At 58.7% G+C, this 19565-nt stretch carries 22 protein-coding genes; 7 read left to right on the forward strand and 15 right to left on the reverse strand.

The window, feature by feature from the left end; genetic code table 11:
• The first annotated feature begins 60 nt into the window (after positions 1-60).
• Both CDUR_RS10550 and CDUR_RS10555 read left to right on the forward strand, forming a co-directional pair.
• Positions 61-273 (forward strand): helix-turn-helix domain-containing protein, encoded by a 213-nt coding sequence (locus tag CDUR_RS10550; protein ID WP_081598648.1) that lies wholly within the window; start codon positions 61-63, stop codon positions 271-273.
• The gene (locus CDUR_RS10555) at positions 270-1286 is read left to right on the forward strand and encodes a S41 family peptidase (protein WP_179418181.1); all 1017 of its coding nucleotides are present in this window, start codon (positions 270-272) and stop codon (positions 1284-1286) included. The genes CDUR_RS10550 and CDUR_RS10555 overlap by 4 nt, the downstream gene beginning before the upstream one ends.
• A gap of 287 nt (positions 1287-1573) precedes the next feature.
• Here the strand turns inward: CDUR_RS10555 and CDUR_RS10560 are convergent, their stop codons facing one another.
• From CDUR_RS10560 to rph, 3 genes are all read right to left on the reverse strand, one after another.
• Positions 1574-2635, reverse strand: a complete 1062-nt coding sequence (locus CDUR_RS10560) for a hypothetical protein (RefSeq protein ID WP_179418182.1) — start codon at positions 2633-2635, stop codon at positions 1574-1576.
• A gap of 69 nt (positions 2636-2704) precedes the next feature.
• Positions 2705-3319 (reverse strand): non-canonical purine NTP pyrophosphatase, encoded by a 615-nt coding sequence (locus CDUR_RS10565; protein WP_179418183.1) that lies wholly within the window; start codon positions 3317-3319, stop codon positions 2705-2707.
• A complete protein-coding gene (gene rph / locus CDUR_RS10570) occupies positions 3316-4098 on the reverse strand; it encodes a ribonuclease PH (RefSeq protein ID WP_179418184.1) in 783 nt (260 codons plus the stop codon). The genes CDUR_RS10565 and rph overlap by 4 nt, the downstream gene beginning before the upstream one ends.
• A gap of 27 nt (positions 4099-4125) precedes the next feature.
• Here rph and CDUR_RS10575 point away from each other — a divergent pair, with 27 nt between their 5' ends.
• Both CDUR_RS10575 and CDUR_RS10580 read left to right on the forward strand, forming a co-directional pair.
• Positions 4126-4761, forward strand: coding sequence for an ABC transporter ATP-binding protein (locus CDUR_RS10575; protein WP_233453063.1), 636 nt, complete (start codon positions 4126-4128; stop codon positions 4759-4761).
• Complete coding sequence (locus CDUR_RS10580; protein WP_290207544.1) at positions 4745-5527, forward strand: ABC transporter permease; 783 nt, start codon at positions 4745-4747, stop codon at positions 5525-5527. The genes CDUR_RS10575 and CDUR_RS10580 overlap by 17 nt, the downstream gene beginning before the upstream one ends.
• Positions 5528-5547: 20 nt before the next feature.
• Here the strand turns inward: CDUR_RS10580 and CDUR_RS10585 are convergent, their stop codons facing one another.
• The 6 genes from CDUR_RS10585 to clpS form a co-directional block, all read right to left on the reverse strand.
• The gene (locus tag CDUR_RS10585; protein WP_179418186.1) at positions 5548-6318 is read right to left on the reverse strand and encodes an MBL fold metallo-hydrolase; all 771 of its coding nucleotides are present in this window, start codon (positions 6316-6318) and stop codon (positions 5548-5550) included.
• Between the two features lie 74 nt (positions 6319-6392).
• Entirely contained in the window at positions 6393-7208 is an 816-nt protein-coding gene (gene murI, locus CDUR_RS10590; protein WP_006063017.1) for a glutamate racemase, read from the reverse strand.
• A gap of 24 nt (positions 7209-7232) precedes the next feature.
• Positions 7233-7751 (reverse strand): hypothetical protein, encoded by a 519-nt coding sequence (locus tag CDUR_RS10595; protein WP_179418187.1) that lies wholly within the window; start codon positions 7749-7751, stop codon positions 7233-7235.
• Positions 7752-7836: 85 nt separating this feature from the next.
• Positions 7837-8607 (reverse strand): rhomboid family intramembrane serine protease, encoded by a 771-nt coding sequence (locus tag CDUR_RS10600; RefSeq protein ID WP_179418188.1) that lies wholly within the window; start codon positions 8605-8607, stop codon positions 7837-7839.
• Entirely contained in the window at positions 8604-9170 is a 567-nt protein-coding gene (locus CDUR_RS10605; RefSeq protein WP_179418189.1) for a DUF2017 domain-containing protein, read from the reverse strand. Before CDUR_RS10605 ends, CDUR_RS10600 begins: the two co-directional genes overlap by 4 nt.
• A gap of 22 nt (positions 9171-9192) precedes the next feature.
• A complete protein-coding gene (clpS, locus tag CDUR_RS10610) occupies positions 9193-9486 on the reverse strand; it encodes an ATP-dependent Clp protease adapter ClpS (protein ID WP_040359555.1) in 294 nt (97 codons plus the stop codon).
• Positions 9487-9649: 163 nt separating this feature from the next.
• On the opposite strand from clpS, the gene CDUR_RS10615 reads away from it, so the two are divergent.
• The 3 genes from CDUR_RS10615 (at position 9650) to CDUR_RS10625 (ending at position 13794) form a co-directional block, all read left to right on the forward strand.
• Complete coding sequence (locus tag CDUR_RS10615) at positions 9650-10984, forward strand: nicotinate phosphoribosyltransferase (protein ID WP_179419117.1); 1335 nt, start codon at positions 9650-9652, stop codon at positions 10982-10984.
• Between the two features lie 15 nt (positions 10985-10999).
• Entirely contained in the window at positions 11000-12982 is a 1983-nt protein-coding gene (locus tag CDUR_RS10620) for an ATP-dependent DNA helicase (protein ID WP_179418190.1), read from the forward strand.
• 173 nt (positions 12983-13155) lie between these two features.
• Positions 13156-13794 (forward strand): GNAT family N-acetyltransferase, encoded by a 639-nt coding sequence (locus CDUR_RS10625; protein ID WP_179418191.1) that lies wholly within the window; start codon positions 13156-13158, stop codon positions 13792-13794.
• On the opposite strand, the gene CDUR_RS10630 is transcribed toward CDUR_RS10625, so the two are convergent.
• The 6 genes from CDUR_RS10630 to serB all read right to left on the reverse strand — a co-directional run bounded on the left by CDUR_RS10630 (position 13791) and on the right by serB (position 19466).
• Positions 13791-14594, reverse strand: coding sequence for a YwiC-like family protein (locus tag CDUR_RS10630; RefSeq protein WP_179418192.1), 804 nt, complete (start codon positions 14592-14594; stop codon positions 13791-13793). The two genes, CDUR_RS10625 and CDUR_RS10630, sit on opposite strands and share 4 nt — an antisense overlap.
• Before the next feature lie 90 nt (positions 14595-14684).
• Entirely contained in the window at positions 14685-15404 is a 720-nt protein-coding gene (locus CDUR_RS10635; protein WP_179418193.1) for a hypothetical protein, read from the reverse strand.
• The gene (locus CDUR_RS10640) at positions 15389-16558 is read right to left on the reverse strand and encodes a hypothetical protein (RefSeq protein WP_179417162.1); all 1170 of its coding nucleotides are present in this window, start codon (positions 16556-16558) and stop codon (positions 15389-15391) included. Before CDUR_RS10640 ends, CDUR_RS10635 begins: the two co-directional genes overlap by 16 nt.
• Positions 16559-16577: 19 nt before the next feature.
• Entirely contained in the window at positions 16578-17177 is a 600-nt protein-coding gene (locus CDUR_RS10645) for a hypothetical protein (RefSeq protein ID WP_290207553.1), read from the reverse strand.
• Between the two features lie 274 nt (positions 17178-17451).
• Complete coding sequence (locus CDUR_RS10650) at positions 17452-18183, reverse strand: aminoacyl-tRNA hydrolase (RefSeq protein ID WP_179418195.1); 732 nt, start codon at positions 18181-18183, stop codon at positions 17452-17454.
• The gene (serB, locus tag CDUR_RS10655; protein ID WP_179418196.1) at positions 18183-19466 is read right to left on the reverse strand and encodes a phosphoserine phosphatase SerB; all 1284 of its coding nucleotides are present in this window, start codon (positions 19464-19466) and stop codon (positions 18183-18185) included. Before serB ends, CDUR_RS10650 begins: the two co-directional genes overlap by 1 nt.
• Positions 19467-19565: the final 99 nt, after the last annotated feature.

Here is a 19565-nt window from a genome sequence, read left to right on the forward strand (position 1 = left end):
TGGTGCCTGTAGTGCGTCTATGGTGTCGCCGTGAAAGAAAACGAGGAGGGCGTGGGTTAGATGAGTAAAGTCTACTGCCACCTTGACAAGCTTCTTGAGGAACGTGGGATCACGCTCTCAGCACTCGCCCAAAAAGTGGGCGTGACTGCCGTCAACCTTTCAGTCCTTAAAAACAATCGCGCTAAAGCTGTCCGTTTTTCCACGTTGGCGGCACTATGCGAAGCACTGGAGTGCCAACCCGGAGACCTCTTTTCAGTTAGGAGTTCACCATGAACAAGACCCTCGTTTCCATCAGCACCGCCGCTACTGCTGCCGCACTGTGCATCGCGGTTCCCGCCGCAAGTGCCGCGCCGCTGAACAACGCCCAAAGCATCCCCGCTGATCTTTCTTCTCAGCAGACAATACCCAAGGAGCCCGAAAAGCCCAAGGATCCCAACAATCCACAGCAATACGCAACATATGCGCTTGATCTCATCGAGGTTTATGGCATATATGCCGATAAACCCGAGTTTGCGCAGGCACGCAAAGACGCTGAGGTCAAGGTGAAAGATGCCAAGACCGTCAAGGACACATATTCGGTCCTTAACGACGTCGCGCGTGTCGCAGGTGGTAAGCATTCCTCTTTCAGGCCGCCCGAAGACAACATTAGCGGCACGAAGGACAACACTGAATTGCCCAAGGTTACCGCCGCTGATGGCATTGTGACCGCCAAGCTTCCCAGCTTGGCGGGCGGTCCTGTCGGCCAGGAATACGCTGACACCGCAGCAAAAGGTCTGGTAGACAACATGCCGAAATCCTGCGGCGCAATTATTGATCTCCGGGGCAATGACGGCGGCGACATGGGCCCCATGCTCGCAGGCGTGAGTTCGCTGCTTCCCGACGGTACCGTGATGCAATTCAAGAACCGCTACACCACGACAGACGTGAAGATTGACGGTTCCTCTGTCACAGGAGGGGGCACAAACACCACGGCGGCGTCGAAAGGCAAGTTCACCGATAAGCCCGTGGCCATCTTGACCAACAAAGACACTGCCAGCTCGGCCGAGGCGACGGTGCTGAGTTTTAGGGGCCTCAGCAACGCACGAACATTCGGCCAACCAACCGCTGGTTTCACCAGTGCAAACGTGCCTATCGAGATGCCTGACGGCGCGTCACTCGTCATCACCATGGCGAAGGATGTCGCCCGCACCGGCGAGGAATTCGCTGAGGAGCCCATCAACCCCGACGTCACCACCGACAAGCCCGCCGAGGAAGCAGCAGCCTGGCTGAAACAGCAATGCCGCTAGCCTTTTGAGGAATGTAAAGTGCGTATATCTTCTGGCTCGAAATCGCTGGTTTTCGAGCTTGAAGGTATACAAACTTTACATCGCAGTGGGGGTGCGGTGCCCGGCACGGAGGGGGTGTGTGAAATGTGCTTATGTTCAGGCACGAAAAACCCCGTTTTTCCGGCTTGTACGTAAGCAAACTTTGCACACGGGGCGTTGTGGTCTATGACAATGCGGCTCACACCCGCCCAGCGTTGCAGTTTCATAGACCATAACCACCGCAGCCCGCCAAAATAGTGCGGCTAGCTTTAATCAGCCGGCAGTTTGAGTGCGGCGGCGGTGTCGTAAATCTTTTGCGCAAGCGGGTGGGGTGCACCGCTTGTGGCATCAACAACGCCGTCCGCCATCTGGTATTCAACGCAACCAACGCCCGTATCTGTCTCTTCCCAATTGCATAGCTGAACGTAGGAAAACCTAGTATCGCCCATGATTTCTGCAAGTACTGGCGCTGCTGATGCCACCGTGAGTTTTTTGTGGTCGGCGTCCGTCCCGAGCCGAACTTTCACGTGCGGTTTATCGCCACCAGTAGGTTTTTTCAGAGTATTAATTTCAAGGGATGCTACAAATTTTTGCTCTTGCTGTGGGGTTTGAGTAATCCGCTTCACTAGGTCACTGCCATCCCCAGATTCTTCCGACGCTAATGCGGTTTCACTAATCACATACCACTGATGAACATTATAATAGTCGTGGTAATAAGTATCATCAGTGTTGATTCCTTGCAGCGACCTGGAACTGAGACTAGCGGGCACCTCATTTACGGTGTCTCTCTGCACCCAGATACCGTGATCAGACACCTTTATGTCACGAATCTCAGGGCCAACTTCTTCTGCTCCGATATCCACGAGTGCACAATGCTTTTTAACAAGTTCCTCTTCCTGGAGGTTGTTTAACGTCGCGGAGAGCATATTATCAAATTCCATGGAAGTTCCGCTCTGGTAATCCCACGTGAGGTCGATAGTGAAGTCGTCTCCGTATCGCAGGGGGTTTTCTAGGCCAGTCCTCGCCTTCGCCGCAGCTCCCTCCAGCAGGGCACATACATCGTCAGGGCTGGCATCTTTCTTCATGGTCGCCTTGGCTTCAAGACTATATCGGTAACCTTTATCACTGCTCACAGAGGCTTTCTCCACACTCCCCTGCTCTTTCAACCAGCTCTTCATGGCTCTTGTGTTTTTGTCACCAAATATTCCTATGGAATCAAAAACATTGTTTCCCCCAAGCCCCGGACCACCAAGGTAGCGGCCCGCCAGCATTGCCAGCAACACAATAAGCAATAACGTTGCTACTTTGCCGCTGCGCCACCATGATCCCATGAGGGTAATTTTACCGAACGCTATATATTTTTGCCGGTAAAATTGCCGAGCCCCCCATACACAAGCCCCCTACCCCGCCGCCAACTCCCTAAACACAGGAACAAGCCCCGCGAGTGCTTTGCCGCGGTGTGAGAGCGCATCTTTTTCTTCGGGCGCTAGTTCGGCGGAGCTGCGCCCGCCCGCCGCCTCGTCCAGGGGAGCAAAGATCGGGTCGTACCCAAAACCACCTTCCCCAACAACACTCCTCAGCAAAAGCCCGGGCCACACACCTTCGGAGACATATTCCGCACCGTCCGGGGTGACCAGCGCGCACACGGACACAAAGGCGGCTGCTCGACGGTCGTTGGGCACATCCGCCATTTGTGCGAGCAGCAGTGCGTTGTTTGCGGCGTCGTCACCATGCTGGCCTGACCAGCGCGCGGAAAGTACTCCAGGCATGCCGCCGAGTTCATCAACGGTCAGCCCGGAATCGTCTGCCAGCGTGACAAGCCCGGTTGCAGCTGCCCCGGCGCGTGCTTTGATCAGGGCGTTGTCGGTGAAGGAGCGGCCGTTTTCCACGGGTTCTTCGTAGGGTGCAACGTCAGCTGTGGAAACGAGTTCCACCCCGTCGATCCCTGCGGCATCCAACACACGCGCGAGTTCCTGGAGTTTTTTGGGGTTGCGGGAGGCTACATGGATTTTCATGCGCCACCACCCGCAACACCATCCCCCGCAACACCACCCGAGCCACCAAGCTCCCCCTCCAACGCCGCTTTCTGCGCGGCAATGATTTCGCGGCAGCCTTTTTCCGCGGCGTCGAGAAGCTGGTTCAGTTGTTCGCGGGTGAAGGTGGAGTGTTCGCCGGTGCCTTGGATTTCCACGAATTCCCCGGATTCGGTCATGATGACGTTCATGTCCACATCGGCGCGGGAGTCTTCTTCGTAGGGCAGGTCAAGGCAGACGTGGCCGTCGATGAGCCCAACGGAGACGGCTGCAACGGGCGGGAGCAGGGGGTTTCCGGTGACCACGCCGCGTCGTTTCAGTTCGGCGATGGCGTCGGCGAGGGCGACGTACGCGCCAGTGATGGAGGCGGTGCGGGTGCCGCCGTCGGCTTGCAGGACGTCGCAGTCGATGGCAATGGTGTTTTCCCCGAGTTCCCGCAGGTCAATAGCCGCCCGGAGGGACCTGCCAACCAATCGCGAGATTTCGTGGGTGCGGCCTTTGACTTTGCCTTTCATGGATTCGCGGGGCATGCGTTCGTGGGTGGCGGCGGGCAGCATGGAGTATTCGGCGGTGAGCCAGCCTTCCCCGGAGCCGTATTTGAAGCGCGGGATGCGTTCTTCCACGCTGGCGGTGCACATGACGCGGGTGTTGCCGAATTCCACAAGCACGCTGCCTGCGGGGTTGTTGGTGAATCCTCGGGTGATGCGGATGGGTCGCATCTCGTCTTGGGCGCGGCCGTCGGCTCGTTTGAATGAAGTCATGCGTTTTAGCCTACTATCAGTGGAGTGTTGACTGTTTCGCACCTCACCTGCATGGTTCCCGTGTGGAGGGACGTTAACTTCACTGTTTCCCCTGGTTCCCGCCTGCTTATCGACGGCCCCTCCGGTTCCGGTAAGTCCCTTCTCCTCCGCGCCGTCGTGGGTTTGGATCCCAGCGATGGTGAGTGTCGGCTCCACGGCAAAACTCCTGCCGAGTGGGGTGTGCCCCGGTATCGTTCTCGCGTGATGTATGTACCGCAGCGCCCGAGTTTCGCGCCGGGCACGGTTTCGGATGCGATGGCACAGCCGTTTGGGTTTGGGGTGCATCAGCACCGAGCGTGGGATGAAGGCAGGGCGGCGGAATTGTTGGAGGCGTTGGGGAGGGACGCGGCGTTGTTGCGTCAGGACGTCGATACGCTATCGGGTGGTCAGCAGCAGTCGGTGGCGCTGGCGCGGGCGTTGCAGCTGGATCCGCAGGTGTTGTTGTTGGATGAGGTGACGGCGGCTCTGGACCACCAGTTGGCGAGACTCACGGAAGATTATGTGGTGGCGTGGTCCACATCGGGTGAGCGGGCGTTGCTGTGGGTTGGGCATGATGATGAGGCGAAGAAGCGCATCGCCACGGATCAGTATTCATTGGGAGGCGGCAGTGGCTCAACAGATTAGTACCCTGCATCTCGCCATGGCGGCGGGGTTGATGCTGCTCACCTTGGGGCTATCATGGCGGCTTCGCCTGGGCCTGGGTCGAGACATCCTCATCTCCGGCCTGCGCATGACGGCACAGCTGCTGCTGGTCGGCTTGATCCTAAGATGGGTGTTTTCCCTGCACAATCCGGTGGTGGTGCTGGCGATTGGGGTGATAATGGCGTTCCTCGCCTCACAGGCCGCCAGCAAGCGCCCCGAATACCCCTACCCGCGCCTGCTTCTCGACTGTTTCCTTGCCATCATGTGCAGTTCTTTCCTCCTCACCGCCCTGGCGCTGCACATTATTGTGGACGTGCGCCCGTGGTATGACCCGCAGTACTTCATTCCCATGTTGGGCATGGTTCTGGGTAACGGCCTGACCGGCGTCTCCCTGGCTGTGGACCGCTACACCTCGGAACTCCACCACAGTCGCGAACGCATAGACGCACTCCTGGCCATGGGTGCCACGCGTTGGGAGGCCAGCCACAGCGCCTTCACCAGCGCATTACGCACCGCGCTGATCCCCACGCTCAACAGCATGGCGGTGATGGGCGTGGTCAGCCTCCCCGGCATGATGACCGGCCAGATCCTCGGCGGCTCCTCCCCCGATACGGCCGTGCGCTACCAGATAGTCATTATGTTTGTCATTGCTGCCGCCACCACCGCTGCTTGCTTCGCCGTGCTCTACCTCGCCTACCTCAAGCTTTTCGACGCCCACCACCGGCTGCGGGTTTCCGCGCGGGGGTAATTCCTCAGCGCTCTGCCAACCTACACCTCAAACTCCATTCCGCTCGTCCCTACAATCACCTCGCCGGAAAACTCGGAGCGGGCGGCCTTTAAAGCCCCCAAGGGATCGCCCCACGGCGGAATGTGGACCAAAACCAATCTGCCCACGCCTGCTTCGCGGGCGATGCGCCCAGCCTCGGCACCGGAGAGGTGCATGTCGGGTGTTTTTCCTTCGCTGGTTGCGCCCCAGGTGGCTTCGCAGATGAAGATGTCGGCACCGCGGGCGCAGTCGATGAGGTTGTCAGTCCAGCCTGAGTCGCCGGAATAAGCAATCACACCGCCGTTGGCCCCAGATTCTTCGACGCGGAGCGCGTATGATTCGATGGGATGGACGGTGGCATAGGGGGTGATGGTGAGTCGGTCGACCATTTCGCTCACACCATCAGTCCAGGCATTGAATGCGAAGGTGTCAGACATGTCGTCGATGCCGTCGGGCGTGTCGGCGGAGAGTCGACCCAAGCGCACTGGGGTGTCACGCGGCCCGAGGCACATGTGCCGGCGGTCGGTGGTGGCTGAGGGGCTGAATCGCCGCCAGACCATGAGTGAGGGGAAGTCGAGGCAGTGGTCAGGGTGAAGGTGGCTGAAGGCAACGTGGGCATCCTCCGGCTGGTGCACTGTCTGCATTTTTGCCAGTACGCCGGGTCCGATGTCCATGAGGAGCGCGGGCATGCGGTCCACCGTGAGGAGGTAGCCTGAGGCGGGTCCGTCGGGACCGCCAAGGCTTCCGGTGCATCCGAGGATCGTCAACTTCATAAGGGCTACTGTGCCATGCCGCATATGGTTTGGGGAACTTTTTGCCCTTCTCAGACGGCTTCTTGCAAGGAATATTACACAGTTCCCAATTGGCTGACTTGTGTCACATGAGGGCCGAGGAATCGGTCGGCTAGCTGGGCAAACAAAGCTGGATCCCCAGTAGACTCGAAGCTCCGCACCACTGGTTCGGCCCCGTCACCATCACGCTCCGCCAGCATGTCATTCTCACTAAGAATGCGCACAACGTCTTTGGCGGTTTCTTCGGCGCTGGAGACGAGTGTCACGTGCTCACCCATGGCGAGCTGGATAACGCCGGAGAGCAGCGGGTAGTGGGTGCAACCGAGTACCAGCGTGTCCACACCTGCGGCTTGCAGGGGCTCCACATAGGCTTGGGCGATTCCTAGGATTTGCCGCCCGGAGGTGATGCCGCGTTCCACAAAGTCCACAAATCGTGGGCAGGCTTGCGCGTAGGCGGTGACGTGGGGGGACGCTGCGAAGAGGTCTTGGTAGGCACCGGAGTTGACGGTTCCTTGGGTTCCTATCACGCCGATTTTCCCGTTACGGGTGGTGGCCACGGCGCGCCGGACAGCGGGAAGGATGACTTCAACCACGGGGATGTCGTAACGCTCGCGGGCATCTCGGAGGAAGGCTGCGGAGGCGGTGTTGCAGGCGATGACGAGCATTTTGCAGCCGCGGGCGACAAGTTCGTCGGCGATGCGGGTGGCGTGTTCGCGCACGCGGCTGATGGGTTGGGGGCCGTAGGGGCCGTTGGCGGTGTCGCCGATGTAGATGATGGATTCGTCAGGCAGCTGGTCGACAATGGCCCGAGCGACGGTGAGCCCGCCGACGCCGGAGTCGAAGATGCCGATGGGTGCGTTTCGTTCCGCCATGCTCACCAATGCTACTCACCTGCGCTACCTAGTGAGGAATACCTGCGCGTTGTTGCCTCCCGTGCAGGAGACGATTTTCCCACCATTGGTACAGGTCATGCGATAGTTTTTGCCGGTGACGGGGCTGTGAACGTCCAGTTCGACAGTGCTTTCGCCCTGCCCGCGGGCGATGGGTCCGTATTTTTCCAGCACGTTCCGCCCAAATTCGGCGCTGGTGGGGCCGTTGACGTACGCCTTGGTGTAGTCGGCACCTGCCGGCGCTCGCACGCCGTCGACAAGCAAGGCGGTGTTGGGCACGGAGCTGGGGGCGCGTGTCGACGCCTCAGTGGCGCGGGTTCGTGCCGATTGTCCGGTTCCATTGGTTCCCGGTTGCGGCGGGGTGCTGGGGGCAGGGCGGGTGGATAGGACCGCCGTGGATGCGGCGATTCCTGGACTGGTGTTGTGCGAGGCTGAGATGCGGAGGGCGATAGTGACCACGCTGATGAGCACGATGACGACGAGCGCTCCTGCGGCCAACCCCAGCAAGCCTAGTCTTGAATGCACAGCCATCTCCTCCCGCTCGGCAACTCAGGAAAAAACTCGGAAAAATGATTATACCTATTGCCAGCGAGAGGTAACTAACGCTGCCCTACCTCCCGGTGAGCCCCTGAGCACGGCGCTGCTGCGTCTCCGGTGGGTCATCAGAGGTAATAACCATCCCGGCAAGCACTCCCCCAATTCCACCGAACAGGTGGCCCTGCCAGCTGACACCTGTGTCCGTGGGCAGAACGCCCCAAATCAAACCTGAGTAGGAAAACGCCAGGAACAGCCCCATAACAATCTGCCACACGCTGCGGTTAGCAAAACCCCGGATAACCAAGTAGCCCAACCAGCCGTAGATCAGCCCAGAGGCACCAATGTGGTTGGTGCCCACACCGCCGAACAGCCACGTGCCGGCGCCGCCCACAACCAGCGAGAACAGTGTCACTTCCCAAAACGTCCGCTTCCCGGACAGCCCAATCAGGAACACGAAAATCGCGCCGGGCACGGTGTTGGACATGATGTGTTGCAGGTTCAGGTGCAACAGCGGCGCGGTGACCACGTGCCACACTGAGGATAGGTCCAGGGGGTGGATGCCGTAGTAGCTGAGGCTGTTGCCCAGGCCGGTGTTGATAAAGAACACGAGCCAGATGGACACGACGTAACCGATGGCCAAGGTCACACCAGTAAAAAGCCTGGTGTGGCCGTTCTCCTGAACCTGCCGCCATCGTTGCGTTGGTTGCGCGCCAGGGGTGCCTGGAACACCCGGGTTGCCGCCGAGACCGCCGAATCCACTGGCGCTGTTCACGCCAGCGCCACCGAAGGGACTGTAACCATCCCCAGGCTGGCTCGCGTAGGGCTGTTGGTATTGGTAGTTCACCCGGAATACTTCTCCTGTGTTAGTGCTTCCAATAAGGACTCCTGGTTATAAGCGAGCCATTGTACGAGCATTTCCTGATCCTCGCGCGCCGCTACCCCACCATCGATGCCGCTGTGGATCTCTCCCGAGGCGATATACAGGCGAATATCGTTGATGGCGGCGAGCCAGGCATGCACTTGCGTTTCATCCAATACCACCTGCACATTGCCGTCCGGCCCGAGCGCTTCGGTGATTACTTGCAGGTTTTCTAGCTTGTTGCGGCAAATGTCATTTTCGTGGATGGAGCGCAGGAGGGAGTTGTCGCCCTCGTATTCTTCGTCCCCGGCGCGCTCGAAGTCCGGGAGGAGCCGCGCGAGGGAGGGGTCCATGGGGGCTTCTTTGTGGCCGCTGCGAATGCCAGTCAGTTCTTCGAGTTCATCCTTGGGTACGGATTGGCAGCGGTGGATCAGAGCTTCGGCGACGGTGGCGGCAAGTTCCCCCAGGACTTCGCGTTCCATGGGCTCGAAGGTGGTGGTGAATTTGGGTGCCCGCATGAGGGCTTTTTTGCGTTTCCAGGCTTGCACTGTTGTACCTTACTACAATTGACTACCCTGCTTGTTGCATGGTTGCCCAGAGGCCGGCGGTGTGGAGTTTTTTCACATCGCCTTCAACTTTGTCTTTTTCGCCGGTGCTGACCACAGCTTTTCCTTCAGTGTGTACTTGCATCATGAGCTCGTGGGCGCGTTTTTTGTCGTAGCCGAGGATGGTGTGGAAGACGTAAGTGACGTAGCTCATCAGGTTGACTGGGTCGTCCCAGACGATACACATCCAGGGGAGGTTTTCGCTCGTGACTACCTCGACCTGTTGTGATTCAACGGGTACAGCTGCGGGTGAACTCATAGCCCCAACAGTAGTGGTTTGTTGGGTTATGGGGTACCTGGTTGCCTCCCTCTGAGGGGAAAACTCGCTAGACTTTGTGTTTGTGAACACCGAGAATTCCACGACGCACCCCCCGAAGGGCGTTTCGAAAAAAACCACTGATACCACATCTGACGCTTCGCTTATCGACGCCTCGACTGCCGAAAGTCCGCACGTACCGCACCGGTCAAGTGCGTTGTTGACGGATAAGTACGAGTTGACCATGTTGCAGGCGTCGTTGGCGGATGGGACGGCGCATCGCCCGTGTACGTTTGAGGTTTTTGCCCGCCGGTTGCCTAACGAGCGTCGATACGGCGTTGTGGCGGGCACGGCGCGTGTGTTGCGCGCGGTGCAGGACTTCGTGTTTACGGAAGAGCAGCTGGCCAACTTGTCGTTCCTGGATGACACGACGCTGGATTACCTGCGGAATTACCATTTTTCGGGCCATATTGATGGTTACCGCGAGGGGGATTTATATTTTCCGCATTCGCCGATCCTGACGGTGCGCGGCACGTTTGCCGAGTGCGTGATCCTGGAGACAGTGATTTTGTCCATCATGAATTCGGATTCGGCGATAGCCTCGGCGGCTGCCCGTATGGTGACGGCTGCCGATGGCCGCACGTTGATTGAGATGGGGTCGCGTCGCACGCATGAGTATGCGGCGGTGTCGGCGTCGCGGGCGGCGTACCTGGCTGGTTTTGACGCGACGTCGAACCTGGAGGCGGCGCACCGCTACGGCATTCCTGCGGCGGGCACGGCCGCGCATGCATGGACGTTGGTGCACGTCAACGAGGACGGCACCCCGAACGAGGAGACGGCGTTCCGCGCGCAGGTGGAGTCCCTCGGGATTTCTACAACCCTGCTGGTGGATACATATGACATCACCAAGGGCGTGGAGACGGCCATTAAGGTGGCAGGACCCGAGCTTGGGGGCGTGCGCATCGACTCGGGCGATTTGGGCGTGCTGACCAGGCAGGTTCGCAAACAGCTTGATGATTTGGGCGCGCACAACACCAAGATTGTGGTGTCGTCTGATCTGGATGAATTTGCCATCGCCGGTTTGCGTGGCGACCCGGTCGATGTGTTCGGTGTGGGCACGTCACTGGTCACCGGTTCTGGCGCACCGACGGCGGGCATGGTGTATAAGCTGGTGGAGGTGGAAGGCCGCCCAGTGGCTAAGCGCTCCCGCAACAAGGCCAGCTACGGCGGCGCAAAGCGCGCTGTGCGTACCAGCCGCAACACTGGCACCGCCGTGGAAGAGGTCGTATACCCCTTTGCCAACGATATCCCCACCATCGGCACGTTGACGGCCACCGAATTGACGGTGCCGCTCATGCGCAATGGCTCCGTACTGGAGGGCCTGCCCAGCTTGCAGGAATCCCGCGAGTATCTGGCCGCCCAGCTGGTCACCCTGCCTTGGGAAGGACTGGCACTCTCCCGTGACGAGCCTGCACTAGCCACACGCTTTATTGGGTTTTAGGCGGTTATCGCAGCGTTGAGCTCATCCCAATCCACCCGCCCACTCAGTGCACTTCCCACTACCGCCGAGCTCCTGGAAGCCGCCGTCGCAGCCCTCGGCGGCAGCCCCCGCACGGGCCAGCAGCGTATGGCGGAGGCAGTGACCCGCGCCCTGGATGTTCAGCGACACCTGGCCGTGCAGGCCGGAACTGGCACCGGCAAGTCCCTGGCGTACCTGGTCCCCGCTATTCGGCACGCCCAGGCCACCGGCACCACGGTTGTGGTGTCCACCGCCACCATCGCCTTGCAAACCCAGCTGGTGGAACGCGACCTCCCACGGCTTGCCGAGGCCCTGGAACCCCTGCTGGAGCGCGCCCCCACCTTCGCCATTCTCAAAGGCCGGTCCAACTACCTGTGCCTCAACAAACTCGCCCGCGACGAGGACCCCGATGCTCTCATCGAAGAGGAAGACCTCTCCTGGGTAGGCAAACAGGTCGCGCGCCTAGCAGACTGGGCGAATGACACCGACACCGGCGACCGCGATACCCTCAACCCGGGCGTGCCGGATCTCGCGTGGCGGCAGGTCAGCGTCACCTCTCGGGAATGCCTGGGGTCTTCCCGCTGCCCGCAGGGTGAGGATTGCTTCGCTGAACAGGCCCGCCGCAAAGCCCAGAAGGTGGATGTGGTGGTCACCAACCACGCCATGCTCGCCATTGACGCCCTTTCCGAGGTGAGTATCCTCCCGGAGCATGACGTGGTGATCATCGACGAGGCCCACGAACTCGACGGCCGCATCACCGCCGTCGCCACCGCCGACCTGTCCGTCACCGCCCTCACCCTGGCTGCCAAGCGCGCCGGGAAGCTGGGCGGCACCAAGGATCACGACGTGAAGGTGACCGACCTTGCCAAGGAACTCGACGACGCCCTGGGTACCTGCAACGACGGCCGCTGGACAACCCTCCCCGAGCAGGTGCAACCCCCGCTGCGCGCACTTACCGACGCCCTGACGTCCCTGCGGTTCGCCATTGCCACCGCCCCGGATGGCGAGGGAACCAATGATCCCGAGAAGAACGCGGAACGCACTTCCCTCTCGGCACACCTGCAGGAACTGCACGATTCGATTATTCGCATGCTGGAAGTGTTCGCGGAGGATGATCCCGCCAAACAGCGGGATGTCGTGTGGCTGACCCGTGATGACCGTCGCGGGGACTCCCTCAAGGTGGCGCCACTGTCAGTGGCTGGGCTGCTGCACAGCCAACTGTTTCTCGACAACACGGTAGTGTTGGCCAGCGCGACCCTTACCATTGGCGGCAATTTCAACGCCATGGCCGCCAGCTGGGGCTTGCCGAAAGGCAGCTGGGACAGCCTGGATGCGGGCACCCCGTTTGACCCGGCGAAGTCGGGGATTTTGTATTCCACCCGCCACCTTCCCCAGCCGGGGCGGGATGGTCTGTCGGAGGAGTTCTTGGACGAACTGGCCAGCTTGATCACTGCCGCCGGTGGACGCACGCTGGGGTTGTTTTCCTCCCGACGCGCGGCGGTGCAGGCCACGGAGGCGATGCGGGCGCGGTTGCCTTTTGATATTTTCTGCCAGGGTGATGATTCGACTGGGGTGTTGGTGGACAAGTTTGCCAAGGATGAGAATTCCTGTCTGTTTGGCACGTTGTCGCTGTGGCAGGGCGTGGATGTACCGGGGAGTTCGTGTTCCCTTGTGGTGATCGACCGGATTCCTTTTCCGCGCCCTGATGATCCGTTGCTGCAAGCCCGGAAGGAGGCTGCCGACGCGGAGGGCCGGAATGGTTTCATGGAGGTTGCCGCCACACATGCGGCGTTGTTGATGGCGCAGGGCGCAGGGCGTTTGCTGCGGCATGTGACGGATCGTGGTGTGGTGGCTGTGTTGGATAGCCGTTTTGCTACGAAACGTTATGGTGGTTTTTTGCGCAGTTCTATGCCAGCATTGTGGCCAACAAGCGATATCGCTGTTGTGACGGCGGCGTTACGTAGATTGGTTGCTAGCTAAATTGATACCGACCGATATTCTAGCCGCAAGTGAGAAGCTCACGCCCCCTTTTGGGGGTGCCGAAAATGTGGCATAAAACCTTTTTGTACACTAATTTCCCGGTCATTCCCTGGTGATTTATTTATCCCCACCAAGGTCTGTTTTTGCCCGGTTTTCTGTTGTACGGTGAGCCAATGAGTGATTTTTCCTGGCCAATACCGTTCACACCGCTATCCAATGAGAGAGTTGCGCTCCGCGCCTTGCGCATAGAAGACGCAGATGCTGTTTATGAGGCAGCCATAGATCCGCAAATGCAGCGTTTTACTCCCATTCCCCTTGAATACAGCCGTTCCATGGCAGTGGAGTTCATTAACAAGCACAGCAGGCCACAATCAAGCCTGGTCTGGGCGATTGAGCTTGCCGACAACCCAGGCCGTTACGCCGGGAATATTATGCTGAAGCTGCAGTCGGAAAAGAACCGCAACGTGCTTGCCGATTACAACACAGCCCCCTGGGCGCGGCGGCGCGGCACCATGACACAAGCGCTGCAACTTGTGCTGGATCACGCATTTAACAACTATATTCACCGGGTTGAACTTCGCGCCACCCTGGATAACACACCATCGCGCACTGTCGCGGAAAGAAATGGCTTCGTATTTGAAGGCGTGGCCCGTGATAGCGAATATATTCGTGGCGATTTTCACGATGTTGTGGTGTACGCCAAGATCGCCAGTGACCACCAGCTAATGCCACCGAAGGCTTACAATTCCCCGCAATTGAAATCTGCATTCACTCAGGGTTCCCCGGTGCCTGTACGGAATTTCCGTTTTTAATTGTTCAACAATGCCACAATGACGACGGCAAGTGTTGACGCGCCTTCCCACAGGCCCACAACCTTAGGTGTCCATTTTTTGCCGCGATGCGCCACCGACCACGGCATCCACCATGCCCTGACAGCGAGCACCGCGAAGACCACAACGCTCCACCACGACGCGTACCCAACAGCCGATAGGGCTGCAGCAACCGCCGTAACGACGCAGTGGTAGACCACCGAGCCGACAAACCACACATGGTCACCGCGCTCACGAATCAACGTTTTCACGTAGGGAATCGTCCCCACAAAATACAACGCCACCAACGCCGTGATCGTCCACAGGCGCGCATCTAGGGTCGCCCCCACTACGCTGGACACCAGCGGAACCATCACGCAACTCGCCAGCACCGTCGCCTCCCCGGACAGCAGCGACCGTGGCCTGCGCCGATACATCTCCCACACAGCAACCCCCACCAGCGGAGCAAACACCACGCCCCACAGCACCACAGCCGGGTGCATCGCCACGACGATTATCGACGCCGCGGCAGACACACCGCCGTAAGTGGCAAGGGGACGTCGAAAAGCGGCCTTACGCGGACCCCTAGCCTTCACCCACAGCCCCAGGGCGAAGAACGCAAAATAGCCGGTCATCCACGCAACGGCCAGCGGAAGATGAATCCACGACGGGCCAGCCAGACCCACGCCCAGCAGCAGTGGAACCGTCACCATTACCCACGCACCATGCTGGTCGGGAACCCAACCAGTGTTTTTGCGCTTCTTCCGAGGCTTCTTCTGAGTCTTGGGCGCTTCCGTCGTCATTGTCGCTCCTCACATCACATGAAAAACCGGCCAGAGTAGCGTGTTACCCGTAGCCGGTTTCAGTGTAGTCGCAGTAGCGTTAGGGCTGCCTTAGGTCCCCGCCGGAATCACACCCAACGCGATGGGGCGTCGCACACACATCAGGTACGCCACCATCATGATGACTTGGATGACAGGAAAGACCAGTAACAAGGCAAAATAGGTAAAGTTAGCAACACAATACACGACGGCGACGAGCAACCACAGGCCAATGGACTTCCCTGGATTATCCACAAACGCCTGCCAGCCACGAACAAACGCTTCCGCTATCGTGCTGCCAGGCTCAGCTGCTGCGAACGGGACGTACATGAGCAGCACCATAACGATCAGGCCGGGGATCACGAACATCACCAAACCCACGCCAACAATCACAACCACAGACAGCAGAGTGAAAAACGGGGTGAGCAGGCCACGCAGGGCGAAAAACGACCCAATGGTGATCACCTCGCCCTGACACTGTCGGTACGCATTGCGCACGGAATTCAGCCAAAAAACCAGGGCTGCAGCCGCGCTAGCGCACAGCAGGAGGAAAAAGATCCAGGCAAAAGCCGAGCCAAGTATCGTGCCTTCTTGTATGCGGACGTCAAAAAAGTCCTCAGCAGCTACAACACCGAACATTGGAATCAGGGTGATGAAGGGAACCAGCGATAAAAACAGCACCGCTCCCATGGCCGTCGCCCACGGAATCCACTGCTGACCAACATGCCTTACCCCGATACTGATGGCATCAGCGACATTCAGTGTCGACGTTCCCGCTACTGCTGATTCCATGGTTGCCAACCGGTCCCAGGTTGACCTCCACCTTGATCGTTGCCGCCCTGCTGGACACCGTAACCATAGCCCTGGTTCGGGGGCTGCTGTCCGCCTTGCTGCGCGTTTCCACCAGGCTGCGGGTAGCCGGTCTGGCCATATCCTGTTTGACCATAGCCTGCTTGGTTATAACCTGGCTGGCCATACCCAGGCTGGCTGTATCCGCTCTGGGTACCACCAGTTGGGTCGTACCAAGGCTGTGTGCCGGGAGCTTGCATAGTGGGAGCTTGTGAACCAGGAGCGCCCGGGCCATATCCACCTGCGTGTGTGTCCTGACTGCCCACGCCCTGTGGCAAGACGATGGGCATTTGTTTGCACATACGGTAGGCGACTGCAAGGACAATCATCTGAAGAGGTGCAGTCACTAGCGTGCCTAACACCAACGCGCCACCCAAGAGGTTGATGAGGTAACACACAACTACCAGCAGGATCGATTGTCCCATATTGTTCTTAAACGCCCTGAAACCGTCACCAAAAATCTCGCCAATACTGGCGTTAGGGTTGGCAAAGGCAGCAACCATCACGTACATCCACATGATGACCAAGACAATGGCCCCTAATCCGAACGTAAGCAGCGCCACTGGCAGAATGGCAATACCCATCACAATCTGCACGAGGAAGGGTTTGCCCAGACCTGAGATCCTAAAGAAATCGGTGGTTTTGATCACTTCGCCCTGGGTCATGCGGAGGGCATTGCGGTAGGAGTTCAGTGTGAAGATCACGAGCAGCACCATGCCCACGACCATGATGAGCATGAAAGCTATAGAGATCCCACCCAGGGCGAATGGGTTGAAGGCAGGCTCGGTGGTGGTGTTGTTGTAGCTGTTATAGCTGTCGTAGCTGTCATAACGTGAGTATGAAGAGCTGGTTGCGGATTCCTCCATTGAGATGATCCACCCCAACAGTGCGAAGTACATGATGAAAAAAGGAACACCAAAAGCAATAGCAACGATCACCGAGGACAGCACCCACGGCACCCACTGCCTAGTAAAGTGATTCCATGCAATGCTCAGTGCATCCGACATGTTCAGCGTTTCGATGCCCATCTGACCAGACTGCTGCTGGCCAAACGCCTGTTGCCCATAGGGCTGAGGATAAGATTGAGGATTATTCACAGTCATATAACCTTAGACGCTAATTCGCTACGACAAGGTTACGCCCTGTCACCATGAGGTAGCCAACAACCAATGCGATGTTTGCTAGGGGAATCGTCACCAGGTTACCTATGCCCAATACCAGAGAACCTGCAAGGCCAATCAGACCAAGGAGCACAGCAAGGAGAATTGATTGCCCAATGTTGTTTTTGAACGCCGCGAACCCCTCAGAAAATGCCCTACCCACGGTAGAGTTATTGATGACAGCCGCTACAGGAACATACATCAGCGCAAACATGGCGATGATACCAGGGATGACGAATAGCAACATACCTATATAGATAATGATTCCACAGAGAATACTCACAATAAGCGGAGTCGCCAGACCTGAGAACTTGAAGAAATCCCCCACCGCAATGGTCTCGCCTTGGGTTACGCGGAAGGCATTTCGATAGCTATTAATCGAGTAGACAACGGCAACAACCCACATAAGGATGTAGAAGATCGCCATTGCCACAAGGCCCACACCGCTGGGTTCCGTCGTTTGCGTCGTGCTGAATGTCGTGGTCTCGGTCTTTGTCGTAGCCGTTGCCAAAACAATCACCATCATCACGGCGAAAAGCACAAAGATGGACGCCATCAGAGCAAGCATTGACAGCACCCACGGCACCCACTGGCGTGAGAAGTGCCGCCATGCAACACTTATCACATCTGAAGCATTTAGCGTTGGAAAACTTTGAGGGTTCATAAATTTTAACTTATAACACTATGACACTTTTTTACTAAAAATCAGCGATTCCCACAGCGCTCCCCAACCCTCTATTTAGGCAGTTTCAAAGCTAAAACAGCAGGTCAAAAACCGCGCTGCTTATATGACCACACACCGCAATTAATTTGCTGCACAATAGCTATATTTATGGAGTGGGAACAGCAACCACTGTCAACGACCCCGGATCAACCTCTGTATACCCGGCATCACGGACTGGCACAGCGTCAGCACGCGCACACTGCTTGTCAAACTCCTCCGCAGAAATCTCACGAACCTGCAGGTCAAACCCGCGCTCAGCCCACTGCAACACCCACTCGGGCGGCATCGCCGCAGCCAGCAGCATCGCACCATGCCCCACCTGCGCCGCCGCCTTCCCCAGCGTCATACCCAGGTCGCGCTGCGCAAATACTGTAGGTACGTCCAGCCGCAGCGGACCCGGGGCGTCGTCAGGCAGGTCCGTGCCACCGATCTGCAGTCGGGACACCAGCGGATGCGTATCGACGACCGCCGTGGGCACGCATGCACGCGCCTTCGCCGTCCCGCTTTCCACCGTCACCCCCGGCACGTCATGCACATTATCCCAGGCGGTATTGCGGGCACGGCGAGCGATTTTGCGGATCCGCGCACCATACCAGCTTTGTAACGCCTCAGCGTAGGCAGTGTCGCCGCCCGCACGGTCGTCTAAACAGCACGCCACCGTGGCCTTGGCGGCAGCCTCTAGCAGGTCCGTTTTCGCCGGTGGATTCACCTTGGGAATGTTCAGGATGATCGGCATGGACTGCACAGTTGACGGGTCATCCGGGTTTTCCCCGTCACGATCGTCTGCCATGCAGCGTTGCAGGCGCTCGTGGGCTTTCAGCAGCAACGTGGGATCCATCACTGCTCCAGGGGGACGCGGCGGAACGACCCATCGTCCAGGTCCGCCTCGTCAATCTCATCGCGGGAAATACCCAGGATGTATAGCACTTCGTCCAAGAAAGGATGGTTCACCGAGGCGTCCGCGACCTCCTGAAGCGCAGGCTTGGCGTTAAACGCGATACCCAGCCCCGCCGCAGAAAGCATGTCAATGTCATTGGCACCATCGCCCACGGCCACGGTCTGATGCAGCTGCATGCCGGAATCCTCAGCAAACTCCGTCAAAAACTCTGCCTTCGCCGCGCGGTCCACCACCTTGCCGATCACCCGGCCAGTGAGTTTCCCGTCCACAATTTCCAGCGTGTTGGCGCGAGTGTAATCCAATTCCAGCTCCTGCGACAATCCCTCTAGGACCTGGATAAAACCCCCAGATACCACTGCCGTCTTATACCCCATACGCTTCAACGTACGGATGGTGGTGCGTGCGCCGGGAGTCAGCTGAATGGCATTAGCAACCTGGTCAATCACGGACACGTCCAAGCCTTTCAGTGTGGCCACACGCTCCCGCAACGACTGCTCAAAATCCAGTTCGCCACGCATAGCACGTTCGGTCACCGCAGCCACCTCGGCTTCTTTGCCCGCGTAGGAGGCGAGCATTTCAATCACTTCACCAGTGATCAACGTGGAATCGCAGTCAAAGCAGATCAGGCGCTTTGAGCGGCGCACCAGCCCCGCGCGCTCAATCGCAATATCCACCCCAATCTCACGGGTGAGTTCCGCCAATGCTTTACGCAGCGCCACACCACCGCCCGGTTTGGGGTCAGCAACGGTAACTTTCAGTTCCAGGCCGGTCACTGGATAGTCGGCAATACCACGGATGGTGTCAATGTTGGCACCGTAGTCGGCCAGTGTTTGACCGATACGGGAGATGTGTGAGGCAGTGACTGGGGCACCGAGAACAACCACCGCGTGCGTCGATAAGGGGCGTGCAAAGTGCAGGTCACCTTTAAGTTCCACAGTGACTTTCTGACCGTATGCTTTGAGGGTTTCGGTCAGCCCTTCGGTGAGGGTGTCAGCGCGGTCGGCATTGATGCCCACCAGGGCCGCAAGATTGAGTCGCCCCCTAAACAGTGACTGTTCCACGTCCAAAAGCTGGACGCGGTACGCGGATAACACGCGGAAGAATGCGCCGGAGACGCCTGGGCGGTCCGCACCCGCCACTGTGATCACCGCTGGGCTAAGGCCCGGGGTGAGGTTTACCGTAATGTCGTGCATGGTGTCGGTCGTTTCGGTCACGAGCGTCATTGTCTCACGATCATCACGGCAGATACGACATCACCCCCGGTCGGACCAACCAACCGGGGGTGATGTGTGCGTAGCAAGAGCAGGCAAACCCTTGTGGGC

Origin of the sequence: Corynebacterium durum (assembly GCF_030408675.1) — a bacterium.
In the GTDB taxonomy this organism is placed as follows: domain Bacteria; phylum Actinomycetota; class Actinomycetes; order Mycobacteriales; family Mycobacteriaceae; genus Corynebacterium; species Corynebacterium durum.